Below are 14,917 nucleotides of genomic sequence, written 5' to 3' on the forward strand. Positions count from 1 at the left end.
GCAGCCCAAGTCACTAAAATACGCCCTCTTTTTTTGGGACAACCGCAGCCGCCACGCGCTGTACGTCCTCCCCGACAAGGCTGGGAGACGTGAGTCCCGGGTCCTCAGCGCCGACCCTGATCGGCGCACGTTAACGGGCATTAGGCCCAACTCAGCGTCAGCTGCCGCTGGCCATCTGTAGTACCGAATACGAATCCCGCTGGTGTAGGCAACCAGTGTACCGGTATTGGCGATTCTGTCGTCATGCCGGCGCATGATGAGGAGCGATACCATGCCCGAAACCAATGCCGTCATTCCGCTGCATCAGAGCACGGAACCGCAGTTTGATGAACCGCGCCGTTTCAAGGTATTCACCGCGCGTCAGCTCGACAAGATCGAGCCACTCAAACGCCTGGACGACGAGACCCGCTTTGCCATGGAAGTCGTTGCCAATGTGCTGCCTTTCCGGGTCAACGAATACGTCATCGACGAACTGATCAACTGGGACAAAGTGCCCAACGATCCCATCTACCAGCTCACCTTCCCACAGAAAGGCATGCTGGCCCCGGAACACTTCGACAAGGTGGCTGACGCCATGCGCGGTGGCGACAAGGCGGAAATCAAGGCAGCCATCGCCGAGGTCCGTGAAGCCCTGAACCCGCACCCCGCCGGGCAGATGGAACACAACATGCCGGAAGTGGACGGCGAGAAGATCGACGGCGTCCAGCACAAGTACAACGAGACCGTGCTGTTCTTCCCCAGCCAGGGGCAAGTGTGCCACAGCTATTGCACTTTCTGCTTCCGCTGGGCCCAGTTCATCGGTGACAACGATCTGAAGATCGCCACCAAGGAAGCCGGCCAGCTCAAGAAGTACATCCAGGCGCACCCGGAAATCACCGATGTGCTGATCACCGGTGGCGACCCGCTGGTAATGAAGACCAAGAACCTGCGCGCTCATATCGAGCCGCTGCTGGAACTGGAACAGATCCGCACCATCCGCATCGGTTCCAAGGCGCTGACCTTCTGGCCCCAACGTGTCGTGTCCGACGACGATGCCCAGGACCTGCTGGACCTGTTCCAGGAAGTGCAAGCCAGTGGCAAACACCTGGCACTGATGGCGCATTACAACCACTGGCAGGAACTGGAAACGGACATCGCCCGGGAAGCCGTGCGCCGTGTCCGTGCCACCGGCGCCGTGATCCGTGCTCAGGGCCCGCTGTTGGCTCACATCAACGACAACGCCGACGACTGGGCTCGCCTGTGGCAGACCCAGGTAGAGCTGGGCATCATCCCCTACTACATGTTTGTGGAACGGGACACCGGTGCACGTCGTTACTTTGAAGTGCCGCTGGCCAAGGCCTGGGAAATCTACCGCGATGCCATGAAACAGGTATCCGGTATCGCCCGTACCGCCCGTGGCCCGAGCATGTCCAGCCACCCGGGCAAGGTGGAAATCCAGGGCGTTACCGAAATCAACGGCGAGAAAGTGTTCGCCCTGCGCTTCATCCAGGGCCGTAACCACGACTGGGTACAGCGCCCCTTCTTCGCCAAGTACAACGAGGAAGCCACCTGGCTCAACCATCTGGAACCGGCCTTCGGCGAAGAGAAATTCTTCTTCGAAGACGAGCTGGCGGAGATGGAGAACGAGTAAGGATCAGTTCACCGCTACGCTAGCGAGCGTGGAGCTGATTTGAAAGCCAAGAGGCCGCGTCCGCAGTGTGGGCGCGGCCTCTTGCGTTTTCGTGTCGCCAAATCTCTTATCGGTCTGGCCCTTCCTCCTTCCCCCCGACTCCCTTAGGCTTACCCCTTGGTAATTATCCTCAAGGAATATCCATGCAAAACGGGCTGATGGTGCTGCACGGCAACCGTCTGGAAACCCTCACCGAGCTGGTGGCCGACTGGCTGCAGCGTGAGCCGCTGTCACCACTGGAAACGGAAACCTTTCTGGTGCAGTCCAACGGCATGGCCCAGTGGCTGAAACTGCAACTGGCGGATGCCCTGGGGATCAGCGCCGGCTTCCAGTTCCAGATGCCGGCCCGTTTTTTATGGAGCGCCTATCGCACCGTGCTCGGCGAAACCCAGGTGCCGCGCACCTCGCCCTTCGATAAATCACGACTGTTGTGGCGCCTGTACCGGTTATTGCCCACGCTTCTCCATAACGAGCACTTCGGCCCCCTGCGGCATTTTCTCGCCGACGATGTGGATGGCCGCAAAAGCCACCAGTTGGCCGAGCGACTGGCGGATCTGTTCGATGCCTACCAGGTCTATCGGGCCGACTGGCTGGCGGACTGGGAAAGCGGCAATGACCGTCTGCGCAAGGCCCAGGACCGCGACGCCTTTGATGATTTCCCCACCAACCAGCTATGGCAGGCGCATCTGTGGCGCGCCCTGCTGGCAGACATGGATGACAGCAAACAAGGCCTCAGCCGCAGCGCCATCCACCGGGATTTCATGGCCGCGCTCACTCAACAACAGGGCACGCCTCCGCCGGGCCTGCCACGCCGGCTGATCATCTTCGGCATCAGCGCTCTGCCCCAGCAGGCTTTGGAAGCGTTGGCCGCACTCAGCCGGCATTGCCAGATCCTGATGCTGGTACAGAACCCCTGCCAGCATTACTGGGCAGATATCGTCGAAGACAAACAACTGCTGCGCCGCCAACTGGATAACCGCAAACGCCACCTGACCGCCCTGCCGGAAAACCGCGTCAATCCACTGCTGGCCGCCTGGGGCAAACAGGGCCGGGACTTTATCGGTCTGCTCTACGACCACGACGACCCGGACAGTTATCGCAGCGCCTTCCAGAACCAGATTGATCTGTTTGAAAACCGCGAACCGCACACCCTGTTGCAACACCTGCAGCAGGACATTCTCGATCTGGAACCGCTGCCGGCCCCGGACCAGCGTCCATCACTTGAAGTGGACAGCTCCCTCCATTTCCGCATCGGCCACAGCGCCCAACGGGAAGTGGAAATCCTCCAGGATGAATTGCTCGACCGTTTCAGCAACGACCCGAGCCTGCAGCCCCGCGACGTGATCGTCATGGTGCCGGACATCGAAGCCTATGCACCGCACATCGACGCCGTATTCGGTCGGCTGGAACGGGACGATCCGCGCTATCTGCCCTATACCCTCAGCGACCGCAGTGCCGGTGCCGCGTCCCCCCTGGCCCAGGCCGTGGAATCCCTGCTGCACCTGCCCCAGTGGCGCTTCACCGCCACCGACATTCTCGACCTGCTGGATGTGCCCGCCGTGCGCGAACGCTTCGGCATCGACGAAGGCGACCTGCCACAACTGGCTCGCTGGATCGACCAGGCCCGCATCCGTTGGGGCCTTAACAGCCAGCAACGCCAGACCCTGGACGTGCCCGGCTTCGAACAGAACAGCTGGGCCTTCGGCCTGAAACGGATGCTGGCCGGCTACCTGCTCGGCGACGGCCCGGCCTGGATGGGCATCGAACCCCTGGACGAAGTGGCCGGCCTGGGCGCGGAACTGGCCGGGCGGCTGTCGCGCCTGCTCGACACCCTGGAACACCACTGGCAGCAATCCCGTCAGGACGCCAGCGCCAGGGAGTGGCAACAACGCTTCACCCAGCTACTGGATAACCTGTTCGCCCCGGTGGACGAAACCGACCAGACCCTGGATGCGGGCCTGCGCGATGCCCTCAACGACTGGCTGGCTGCCTGCGCCGAAGCGGACTTCGACAGCACCTTGCCACTCACCGTGGCCCGCCGCCCCCTGCTCGATGCCCTGAATGCGGAAAGCCTGTCGCAACGGTTCATGGCCGGGCGCATCAACTTCTGCACCCTGATGCCCATGCGCGCCATTCCCTTCCGCCATGTCTGCCTGCTGGGCATTAAGGACGGCGACTACCCCCGTCAACAACAGCCCATGGATTTCGATCTGATGCGGCAATGGGGTAACTATCGCCCCGGCGACCGTTCCCGCCGCGACGACGACCGCTACCTGTTTCTGGAAGCCCTGCTCAGTGCCCGCGACAGCCTCTACATCAGCTGGACCGGCCGCAACGTGCGCGACAATAGCGAACGCCCGCCCTCGGTGCTGGTGGCGCAACTGTGCGATCATATCAACCAGCGCTGGCACGCCGACCAGGGCGAACCGGTGGATGCCCTCACCGTGGCCCACCCGCTGCAACCGTTCAGCGCCCGCTACTTCTTCCACACTGAGCAGGATGCAGCCAACGACATCCAGCTAAACGAGTCCCTACACACCTATGCCAACGAATGGCGTGCCCTCCACGATGGCCAGGCCACCCGTGTCAGCAATGACCAGCCCCTGCCACCACTGGACAGCGACGAGCCAATTACCTGCGCCGCCCTCGGCCGTTTTCTCAAGCAGCCGGTAGCGCACTTTTTCGAGCAACGGCTGAAGGCCCGCCTGAAACAACAGCGCCAGGTACTGGACGACAGCGAACCTTTCGCCTTCGATGGCCTGCAACGTTTCCAGCTACAGGACCAGTTGCTCAGCGTGGCCCTGCGCGCTGGCCCGGAGCATGCCGGCGGGGCCATGACGGAGGCCATGAATCGACTGGCCGGCAGCGGCGACCTGCCCCTGGCGCCCTTTGACGAGGGCAGCCGCGACAGCCTGCTGATGCCACTGTCACAACCACTGGAACAGTACTTTGCCCTGCTGGCAGACAGCGGCGCGCCGCAACCGCAACAGGAAATCCGCCTGAGCGCCGGCCCGTTACAACTGGAAGACTGGCTCACCGACCTGCGAGGCTCCGCCGCCAATGCCCAGCGTCTGGTGCTGCACACCGGCAAGCTGAAAGAGCGCTTCGACAAGCTCACCCGGGACTGGACCCTGCACCTGGCCGCCTGCGCCGCCGGGCATCCGCTGAACACGCACATCCAGGGACAGGATGGCCGCATTACCCTGCCTCACCTGAACCGCAGCGATGCCCAGCACTGCCTGGATCAACTGGGCCACGCCTGGCAGCAAGCCCTGTGCGAGCCCCTGCCCATCGCCTGCGCCACCGCCTTTGCCTGGCTGAAAGGGGAAGAAAAAGACAACGGCGACAACGAGGCACGCAAGGTGTTCGAATCCGGCTTTATGCACACCGGCGAGCAGGACAAGGAACCGGCCATTGCCCGCGCCTGGGCCGACTTCGATAGCATGCTGGCTGCCCGCCATGGCGACGATAGCGCCTTCGCCTACTGGACCGAGCAACTCTATGCCCCGCTCTACCAGCACGCCCAATGGAGTGAACATGGTGACAATTGAACGCACCCTTTCTCCTGTTTTCGTAGGGTGCACTGAGCCTAAGGCGAACTGCACCGTTGATGGGCGGCAAGCTGCAAGCTACAAGCTGCAACGCGGGAGAGTGCGATACCAGGCTGACTGTCCCGTAGCCGCGATTCGGTTTACTGTGACGGCGTTAGTACTCAAGTTTCGGCTTTCTTTCGGCAGAAAGTCCGGGCGAATTGAGCCTTCTGTGCTTACGCTGCTTCGTAGCTTCACCCTCTCCATGTCCCTCTCCCCTCAAGGGAGAGGGGACCGCTCAGAAAGGCCTGGTGTCACTTCCCTGCTCTCAGCCTTGAGAGGCGCTCTCTATTGGGTCCCCTCTCCCCTTGCGGGAGAGGGACAGGGAGAGGGGGGCAGTTCATGACCAACACTCGTCCTCTCCCGATTACCTTCCCGTTGCACGGTACCCGGCTGATCGAAGCCAGCGCCGGCACCGGCAAGACCTTTACCCTGGCCGCCCTCTACCTGCGTCTGGTGCTCGGCCATGGTGAAGACAATGCCTTCTCGCGGCCGCTGCTGCCGCCGGAAATTCTGGTGGTGACCTTCACCGAAGCGGCCACCGAAGAACTGCGCGAACGGATCCGCGACCGCCTGGCCGATGCCGCGCGCATCTTTGCCGATGCCAATGCAAACGCCGACGACCCGGTACTGGCCGAATTGCTCAACGACTACCGCGAGCCGGAAGACCGCGCCCGTTGTGCCCAGCGTCTGGATGCCGCCGCCCAGTGGATGGATGAAGCCGCCATCTACACCATCCACGGCTTCTGTAACCGCATGCTCAAACAACACGCCTTCGATTCCGGAAGCCTGTTCAGCCTGGAGTTGCAGGAGGACGCCAGCGACGAACAGCAAATGGCGGCGCGGGATTACTGGCGCTCGATAATTGCCGATTTCCCAGTGAGCGCCGCCAATGCCCTGCAAAGCGAAAACCTGGGCAATCCGGATGCCTTACTGGACGCCTGCCGTCCTCTGCTCGGCTTGAAAGAAGCGGACCCGGAAGCGTTACCGCAAAGCGTCAAACACTGGCTGACACAAACCGGCCCGCAGGCCGACAAGGACCAGCAGGCCCGCCAGCAACTGGCCGCCGAGCTGCCAGACTTTCTCGAATGGGTGCGCGCCGCCCGCGACAACAAGTGGCTCAACGGCAACAGCTACCGCACCACCAGCCTGCCCGGCATGCTGCAAACCCTGCAGCGCTACGCCAATGGCGAACGGCTTAACGACAAGGCCTACGACACCCTGGCAAAGTTTTCCCATGAAGGCATGAAGCTCACCAAGGCCGGTCAGGATCACCGCCCGGACTTTGCCTTCTGCCAGCAGCTGGATGCGGTCATGGAAGGCCGGGCAACCACCTCTCTGCCCCGCACCGACCTGCTCGCCCATGCCGCCGCCTGGATCGACCGGCGCGTGGACCAGGTCCGTCGCCAGACCGCCACCATGGGCTTCGATGACATGCTTAGCCGCCTGCACGATGCCTTGAAAGGCGACAACGGTGAGCGTCTGGCCCAGGTCATCCGTGACCAGTTCCCGGTGGCGTTGATCGACGAATTCCAGGATACCGACCCGACCCAGTACGGGATCTTTTCCGCGCTCTATGAAGGGCAAGAAGGCACCGGCTGGTTCATGATCGGCGACCCCAAGCAGGCCATCTATGCGTTCCGCGGTGCCGACGTCTTTACCTATCTGAAAGCCCGTCGGGCCACCGAAGGCAACCACTACACTCTGGATAAAAACTTCCGCAGCGCCGACGCCATGGTCAAGGCGGTGAACCATCTGTTCACCTACAGCCAGAACACCTTTGGCGATGTGTTCATGATGGACAACGCCATTCCGTTTGAAGCGGTAACGGCCAACGGTCGCAAGGACGTTCTGTTAGTCGACAAGAAAGAAAAATCCGGCATTACCCTGTGGGTGGACGAGCAGGAAAAACCGGTCAGCGCCGGCCAGTATCGGGATCAGCAGGCGGCACGCTGTGCCAGTGAAATTGCCCATCTGCTTAACGGTGCCGCCAACGGCGTCACCGGCTTCCAGAAAGCCGACACCTTCCGGCCCCTGCATCCCAACGACATTGCCATCCTGGTACGCGACCGCACCGAAGCCAAAGCCATCCGCGATGCATTGATGGAACGCCAGGTGCGCAGCGTCTATCTGTCCGATCAGGATTCCGTGTTTGCCCAGCCGGAAGCACACGACCTGCTGCTGATCCTGCACGCCTGCGCCACCCCGGAATCCGACACCCGGGTACGCAGCGCCCTGGCCTGCGCGGTACTGGACCTGGCCTATGCGGAACTGGATGCCCTCAATCAGGATGAAGTGCGCTGGGAAGAAACCGTGGAGCAGTTTCACGGCTATCGCCACCAGTGGCAGACCCAGGGCGTGCTACCCATGCTGCGCAGCCTGCTGATGGATTTTCATGTGCCCGCCCGGCTCAGCCAGAGCCTGGACGGCGAACGGGCCCTGACCAACCTGCTGCACCTGGCAGAACTGTTGCAGCAGGCCGCCACCCAGCTGGATGGCGAACAGTCATTGATTCGTTATCTGGAAGTCACGGTTGAGGAAGGCCGCAGCAGTAGCAAGGAAAGCATCCTGCGCCTGGAAAGTGACGACGACCGGGTCAAAGTGATCACCATCCACAAATCCAAGGGCCTGGAATACCCGCTGGTGTACCTGCCCTTTATCTGCAGCTTCCGCCCGGCGGACAAGAACAAGCCGCCGCTGCGCTACCACGAAAACGATCATCTCAATGTGTCACTGGAACCGGACGAAACGGTGGAAAACAAGGCGGACCACGAACGGCTCGCCGAAGACATGCGTCTGCTCTACGTGGCCCTGACCCGCGCCTGCCACACCTGCACCCTGGGAATCGCGCCCTACATCAAGGGCCGCGGCAAACAGAACCAGCTGGAGAAAAGCGCCATCGGCCGTTTGCTGTTCGGCAATGGCGTGGCCAACGACGGCCTGCGTACCGCACTGACACCGGTGGCCCATGATGCGGTCGCCATCATCAACGCGCCAGACAGCAACCCGGAATGCTATCAACCCAAAGCGCAAGCGCGGACTCTGCGCACGCCTCTGATTCCTGTGGCACGACAACGGCAACCCTGGTGGATTGCCAGCTACAGTGCGCTCAAACAGGTACAGGAAACCCTGGCCCCGGCGGACCCGCGCGGCGATCAACTGGCCGAGCAGCAAGACGACACCGTTATCGATGACGCCGAGCCACTGCCCGATACCATCCACGCCTTCCCCCGTGGCGCCGCACCGGGCACCCTGCTGCACGATGTACTGGAGCAGGCCGCCAACCAGCGCTTCACGCAAACCCTGGCCGACCCCGCCGAGTTTGAAACCAGCGTGGAAGAAAAACTGCAGGCCCGGGGCTGGCAGGATTACATCCAGGTGATCCGCCACTGGTGGAAGCAGGCAGTCACCACTGCCTTGCCGCTGAAAAACAACCAGATCGCCCTCAATACCCTGCACACCTATGTGCCGGAACTGGAATTCGTGTTCCCCGCCCACCAGGTGAAAGTGGCCGAGATGGACACCCTGATCCGCCAGCACATCCACCCGCAGCACCCGCGGCCACGACTGGAAGCCGACACCCTCAACGGTATGCTCAAGGGCTTTATCGATCTGGTGTTCGAACACGACGGCAAGTACTACGTGCTCGACTACAAATCCAACTGGCTGGGCGTGGATGACAGCGCCTACACCCTGGACGCCATGACCGATGCGGTGCTGGAAAAACGCTACGAAGTGCAATACGTACTCTACCTGCTGGCACTGCACCGCCTGCTGAAAAGCCGCCTGCCGGATTATGATCCCGACCAGCACCTGGGCGGCGCCGTCTATGTCTTCCTGCGCGGCCTGCAAGGGCCAGCAGCGGGCACGGTGTTTGATCGGCCGGAGACAGGGTTGATTGAAGCGCTGGATACCATGTTTGGAGGCTCATCGTGACACAGATCCCTACCACCTATTGTAGGAGCTTGCTTGCAAGCGAATGGCCCCGGATTCGCGTGCAAGCACGCTCCTACAAAAGCTCCCTGGCCGCAGGGGCCAGCCATGCAAACTGATCTGTTCTCCGCCCTCACCTGGGAAGACGCACTGCTTCTGCTGCGCGACAACAATCTGCTGCGCGATCTGGACGTGGCCATTGCCCGTTTCCTCAACCAGCAATGCCCCCAGGCAAGCTACGAAGTGCTGCTGCTCGCCGCCTTTACCAGCAATCAACAAGCCAGCGGCCACCTCTGTCTGGATCTGAAAAACCGGCAGCTGGCCACCCAGCTGTGGGGCACCAGCCCGCCGCCGGAACTGGTGACCCTGCTGCCCGGAAAACCGGACGACTGGCTGCACGACCTGCGACAAAGTCCGCTGGTGAGTCAGGATGGCAGCAGCCCGCTGGTGCTGGACGGCAGCCGCCTTTACCTGCGCCGTAACTGGGCCCGGGAAGTGTCTGTCGCCGAGGCCATCGACCAGCGACTGGCCACCGTCAGCGCGCTGCCTGTCAAGCGCCTGCGCGACGCCCTGACCCGATTATTTCCGAGCCCCGGCGACCAGACCGACTGGCAACAGGTGGCCTGCGCCCTGGCAAGCCGCAGCGGTATCGGCATCATCACCGGCGGTCCGGGCACCGGCAAAACCACCACCGTGGTACGCCTGCTAGGGCTGCTGCAAAGCCTGGCCATGGCGGATGATCAGCGATTGCGTATCCGCCTTGCCGCCCCCACCGGCAAGGCGGCGGCGCGGCTCACCGAATCCATCGGCGAACAGGTGCAGCAACTCGACGTGGTAACCGCGGTACGCGACGCCATCCCCACGGAAGTCACCACCCTGCACCGCCTGCTAGGCACCCGCCCAGACAGCCGCCACTTCCGTCACCACGCCGACAACCCGCTGCACGCGGATCTGGTGGTGGTGGACGAAGCCAGCATGATCGACATGGACATGATGGCCAGCTTGCTGGAAGCCCTGAGTCCGCACACCCGGCTGATCCTGCTGGGCGACAAGGACCAGCTCGCCAGCGTGGAAGCCGGCGCGGTGATGGGCGATCTGTGTCGCCATGCCCACCAGGGCCGCTATAAACAGAGCACCATCGATTTTGTCCAAGACACCTGCGGCGCCGACATCAGCAACTACCAGGAAACCGAACAGGCCCCGGGCAACGCCCTCGCCCAGCAGACCGCCATGCTGCGAACCAACTGGCGGTCCAAGGACAGCCCCGGCATCGGCGAACTGGCCCGAGCGGTGAACGAGGAAAACCTGCCGCAGGTGCGCAAGGCGTTCCAACAGTACAACGACAGCCTGCATCGCCATCCCCTGCGCAGTGACGGCCAGCAACTGGAAACACTACTACTCAACGGCAGCGGCGATCACCATGGCTTGCGCGCCCTGTTTAATGCCATGGCAACGCCACCTGCGCAACGACAGGATTTCGATGCCTGGGCAGCCGGATTACTCAAGCAACTCACCCACCAGCAACTGCTCAGTGGCCTGCGTAGCGGACCTTTTGGGGTGCAGCAACTGAACCAGCGCATTACCCGCCACCTGCAACAACAGGACCTGGCCCCGGAACGGGAATGGTATCCGGGCCGGCCGGTGATGATGACCCGCAACGATTATCAGCTGGGCTTGATGAACGGTGATGTGGGATTGACCTTGCCGCTGCTGGAAGAGCGGAATGACAAACCGGAATTACTGCTGCGAGTGGCGTTCCAGTTACCGGACGGTCGCATCAAATGGGTACTCCCCAGCCGCCTGGACGGGGTAGAAACCGTTTATGCCATGACGGTGCACAAATCCCAGGGCTCGGAATTCAGGCATACCCTGCTGGTGTTACCGGACGCCCCCCATCCGCTGCTCACCCGCGAACTGATCTACACCGCCGTCACCCGCGCCCGTGACCGCTTCACCTTGCTGGAATTTGGCAAACCGACGGTGCTGGACAGCGCCGTCAGGAAACGTACCTGGCGAGCATCGGGGTTGGCAGAGCGGCTTTTTAAATAGATTGTAGGAGCTATGCTTGCATGGCGAACCGAGCCTTAGCGAGGAAAAAACGGTGCAACATTATCCCGATTTCGCCAAAGGCACTAGCGACGTCTGATGTTATCAGCCCCCCCGCTTCGCGGTTCGCATGTCGCAGATCCCCTGGGGGACAAGCATAGCTCCTACAAACAGAGCGCTTGGTAGAAAAGTGAGACGTAAACTCCACCAATGCCCATAAAAAAACGGGATGCCGAAGCATCCCGTTTTTTGTTTCCCGAATCACGCGGTTACTTGAACTGCGCTTTCTTCTCTTCGGTTTCCACGATGATGTCCGCACGGCGGTTCTTGGCGCGGCCTTCGCGGGTGCTGTTGTCCGCTACCGGCTTGTTCTCGCCGAAGTCTTCGGTGCTTATGCGGTCACCGCTGACCTTGCATTACCACTACTTGGTGACCCACTGGCCGTCCGGGGTTCGTACATAATCACCGGCATCGGTCTTATCGATGGCCTTCTGGCCGGCCAGGCGGGCCACCTGATCCAGGGTGATGCCATTCTGCTTGGCGATACGCTCATAGGCATCACGGCGTTTCTGGTTGATATCCGCCACCAGTTCCACAGCAGCCGGGGTCGCCTTGACCACACCCAGATAACCGTCCGGTTGTTCACCCACCATGCCCTGGCTTTTCGCCGCATCCAGATCCAGTGCAAACGCCGCCATGCTAAACAGCAGGGTCAGGGTGGCAATCATGGTCTTTACAATCTTCATGGTCCCTACTCCTAAAACAGGTCGCTGTCTTCACTGAACAACTGATCGATATCCTTTTCCACCTTGAGGCGGATTTCATGATCGATCTTCACGTTCAGGTTGATGGTGATGGGCTCTTCCGGTGCCTTGAGGGCCACCGTCGGTGTGCAGGCGGGCAACATGGCCGCCGCCAGCAACAGACCCGGCGCGAGGTTTTTCATTGGGTTCTCTCCGTGCGCAGTTTCTCGGTAATGTCATCGCCAATACGCAGGCTGCGCATCAGCACCAGCATGTTTTCCCGATGAGTGTAGTTAAACACCACCGGCAGATTATTTCTCTGCGGATTCACGCCCTTGATGGTTACCGCGGCCTCCAGCCAGCCGTCCTTATCCATATTCATGCGAGCCTGAAAATCCGGAATGGTCAGCACGCTGAGGCTTTCCAGGGCCAGTTTCACGGCCTGGTTGGAGCTGGCCATGGATTGCACACTGGACGACGGCGGGATTCGCAGGGACAGGGTTTCCTCATTGGCCAGCCGGGCTCCTTCCACCACCATAAAATTCGTACCCAGTTGCAGCGGCACATAGCCGCCAACACGCCCATCCAGAAATACCGCCGGCGGGTTCTGCAAGGCGGCCACCTGCTCCAGATCAATGCGGGTAATCACCACCGGCTGGGGACGGGGTGACGGCCAGTCCAGTGCCGGTGCCCGCAGAGAGCCTCCCAGCAGATCCGCGCTGATATCAGTGAACTGCCATTGGCTGAGATCGCTCTCCATCTGCAGGGACAGGCCGGTAATCGGGGTACCGATATCCAGGGTGTTCGCCGTCACCGGCCCCTCACTCTTTAGAGACACTGCGCCATCACGATAGTGCCCTTGCAGAGTTCCCTGAATCCCTCGGGCCGTGACGCTGCCCCAGTCCACTCCCGTATCCGCCAGGCGGATTGTCCCTTGAGCAGACAGAATGTCACGCCATTGCCAGCTACCCTTGCCTGTGAGCGTACCTTCCTGCGGCGTCATTGCCAGGCCCTGGCCCATGGCCGGGATCAACTTGCTATCGATCTGAAAACTGCCTTGAGGGACGTCCCCTGCCAGAGAGGCTTGCGCCGTCAGCTCACTTTGCCAATCGGCAATGGTCAGCCGTGCCGTGGCTTTTTTACCGACCAGCCGGGCACTGCCTGCCACCACTGGCAACCGCCAGCGGGCCGCCAGCAGGCCACCACTGCGCAGTTGCACCTGACCATGGGCCCCGGCAGTGCTCACCGTTACCGGGCCACTGGCCGTCACGGTAAGCGGACGCAGCAGCACCTGTTCTATCAGCCCTTCACTAACGGACAGTTGGCTGCCATCCGCCAGCACCACGGCACTGTCTTTCAGGTGCCATGGCACCCGCAGGGAGACATCGCCGCCCCGGTCATAGTCAGGAATGGACGAGGCGGCCGACAACGTGCCCTGCCAGCCGCTCGCCGCCTGGCGGAACGACACGCTGCCATCGAGCGGATAGCCCGCGTACTGACCTTTCACCGTGGCCTTGCCGCCGTAAGGTGCCCGGTGCAGAGATTCCAGTGGCAAGCGGAAGGCCAGACGATCGTCGCCGTTACGAGCGTTGAGGGTAATCGGCTTGCCCTGCAAACCATCGCTGGCGGCCTGACCTTGCCAGTGGCCATCCAGCCGGAACCCTTGCCAACGTCCCTGTAGCCCCAGCGCTCCCTGCCACTGCCAGTGTTTTCCCTGCCACTTGAGCCGGCTGGGGCTGGCTTTAAGGCGCAGGTCGTCATAGCCAACCAGCAACGGCAGATCCGTGACGCCGTCCAGCGCCATGGGCACTTGCAGGGGCTCTTTCCATTGCGCGGAGAGTTGTTCCGGCAACGCCAGGGTTGCCGGCGACAGGGTCAGCATTCGATCCTGCCACTGAAAATCCAGTTGCCCATCCAGCTCCGGCCCCGTCAACATGACCCGCCCAGCACCTTTTTCTACGGTGCCGTCATCACTGTTGGCAGAAACATGCACCTGCCCTGGCGGCCCTTGCAGTTGTAACTGTCCCCGGGCTTGCAACAGGGCAATGCCCTGCCCTTGCAACGATAACGGTGCCGGGATTGCCAGTTGCCATTGCTCATTGAGCGATAACGGTTCGCTGAGGCTCATGTCAGCCTGCCACTGTTCACCGGTAAAGCGGGCCTTCATTGCCAGATCGGCTTTTTGCGGCTGAGATTGCAGACCGGCATCCTGCAGGGTTGCGCTCAGGGTGCCAGCGGGTTGTCCCTGCCATACACCATCGCATTCAAGCTGCCATGTGCCCTGCCAGTCCGTGAGCCATTCATTCAACGCACCGTTGCCGTGCAACGACCACTGCCCGTCATCACGCTCATATTCCGCCTTCAGATGGCTTCCTGTGCTCTCCACCTTTACCAACCAGTGCTGCTGTTGCTGACGGGCCGCTACCTGCAACTGTGGTGGCGTTACCTCCCCCATCGCGGGCAACAACAAGGTATCGATGGAAAGCACAAAGGGGGGCGTCCAAGGCAAGGAGTCCGGCATCACAACACTGTCATCGTCCGCACCGCTGTCACAGGTGGTGAGAGTGACCGTCCGCGTGTGGACGGTGAGGGGAAAGAGATCGCGTAGCACCAGGTTCTCACCCGCCACGGGGGCGCAATCGTCCGGCTGCCAACGCCAATGGGCCAGGGTCAGGCCGTTGTCCCAGCCCGGTTTGCTCACGCGCAGGCCCTGGCTATACAGCCAGCCCGCCGCCACCAGTGCCAGAAACAGCACGAGCAGCAACGCATAACCAAGGCCTCGAACAACAGGCGGAAAGAATCGAACCATGTGGGTTAGAGCCAGTGCAGCAACAATGGTTCGATAGTGGTGGCTTGGCGGGGTTCTGGCAACTGCCTACCCCCTCCCGTTGGAGCCTTGCTCGCAAGGCGAAGGCCCGAAGCAACCCCGACCCCCT

7 protein-coding genes are annotated in these 14,917 nt (G+C 61.7%); 4 read left to right on the forward strand and 3 right to left on the reverse strand.

Features of this window, described 5'->3' with window-relative positions; genetic code table 11:
* The first annotated feature begins 271 nt into the window (after positions 1–271).
* The 4 genes from ACMG4M_RS12675 to recD all read left to right on the forward strand — a co-directional run bounded on the left by ACMG4M_RS12675 (position 272) and on the right by recD (position 11,241).
* Positions 272–1,630: a KamA family radical SAM protein gene (locus ACMG4M_RS12675; protein WP_052042588.1), complete on the forward strand. Its 1,359-nt coding sequence runs from the start codon at positions 272–274 to the stop codon at positions 1,628–1,630.
* A 182-nt stretch (positions 1,631–1,812) separates the two neighbouring features.
* Positions 1,813–5,220 (forward strand): exodeoxyribonuclease V subunit gamma, encoded by a 3,408-nt coding sequence (gene recC, locus ACMG4M_RS12680; protein WP_414430144.1) that lies wholly within the window; start codon positions 1,813–1,815, stop codon positions 5,218–5,220.
* Positions 5,221–5,601: 381 nt separating this feature from the next.
* The gene (gene recB / locus ACMG4M_RS12685) at positions 5,602–9,195 is read left to right on the forward strand and encodes an exodeoxyribonuclease V subunit beta (RefSeq protein WP_414430145.1); all 3,594 of its coding nucleotides are present in this window, start codon (positions 5,602–5,604) and stop codon (positions 9,193–9,195) included.
* A gap of 105 nt (positions 9,196–9,300) precedes the next feature.
* Positions 9,301–11,241 carry an exodeoxyribonuclease V subunit alpha gene (recD, locus tag ACMG4M_RS12690; RefSeq protein ID WP_414430146.1) on the forward strand — a complete coding sequence of 647 codons (1,941 nt, stop codon included), beginning with the start codon at positions 9,301–9,303 and terminating at the stop codon, positions 11,239–11,241.
* 419 nt (positions 11,242–11,660) lie between these two features.
* Here the strand turns inward: recD and ACMG4M_RS12695 are convergent, their stop codons facing one another.
* From ACMG4M_RS12695 to ACMG4M_RS12705, 3 genes are read right to left on the reverse strand one after another with little or no spacing between them, the layout of a single operon-like run.
* The gene (locus ACMG4M_RS12695) at positions 11,661–11,984 is read right to left on the reverse strand and encodes a YdbL family protein (RefSeq protein WP_414430147.1); all 324 of its coding nucleotides are present in this window, start codon (positions 11,982–11,984) and stop codon (positions 11,661–11,663) included.
* 11 nt (positions 11,985–11,995) lie between these two features.
* Positions 11,996–12,184 (reverse strand): YnbE family lipoprotein, encoded by a 189-nt coding sequence (locus ACMG4M_RS12700; RefSeq protein WP_035246412.1) that lies wholly within the window; start codon positions 12,182–12,184, stop codon positions 11,996–11,998.
* A complete protein-coding gene (locus ACMG4M_RS12705) occupies positions 12,181–14,736 on the reverse strand; it encodes a YdbH domain-containing protein (RefSeq protein WP_414431136.1) in 2,556 nt (851 codons plus the stop codon). The genes ACMG4M_RS12700 and ACMG4M_RS12705 overlap by 4 nt, the downstream gene beginning before the upstream one ends.
* Between the last annotated feature and the right edge of the window lie 181 nt (positions 14,737–14,917).

Source organism: Alcanivorax sp. IL3 (assembly GCF_047495465.1).
Lineage (GTDB): Bacteria > Pseudomonadota > Gammaproteobacteria > Pseudomonadales > Alcanivoracaceae > Alcanivorax > Alcanivorax jadensis.

Bases quoted from the DNA above. Each gene is read 5' to 3' on its own strand.
- ACMG4M_RS12675 (WP_052042588.1), top strand. From the start codon at position 272: ATGCCCGAAACCAATGCCGTCATTCCGCTGCATCAGAGCACGGAACCG.
- recC (WP_414430144.1), top strand. From the start codon at position 1,813: ATGCAAAACGGGCTGATGGTGCTGCACGGCAACCGTCTGGAAACCCTC.
- recB (WP_414430145.1), top strand. From the start codon at position 5,602: ATGACCAACACTCGTCCTCTCCCGATTACCTTCCCGTTGCACGGTACC.
- recD (WP_414430146.1), top strand. From the start codon at position 9,301: ATGCAAACTGATCTGTTCTCCGCCCTCACCTGGGAAGACGCACTGCTT.
- ACMG4M_RS12695 (WP_414430147.1), bottom strand. From the start codon at position 11,984: ATGAAGATTGTAAAGACCATGATTGCCACCCTGACCCTGCTGTTTAGC.
- ACMG4M_RS12700 (WP_035246412.1), bottom strand. From the start codon at position 12,184: ATGAAAAACCTCGCGCCGGGTCTGTTGCTGGCGGCGGCCATGTTGCCC.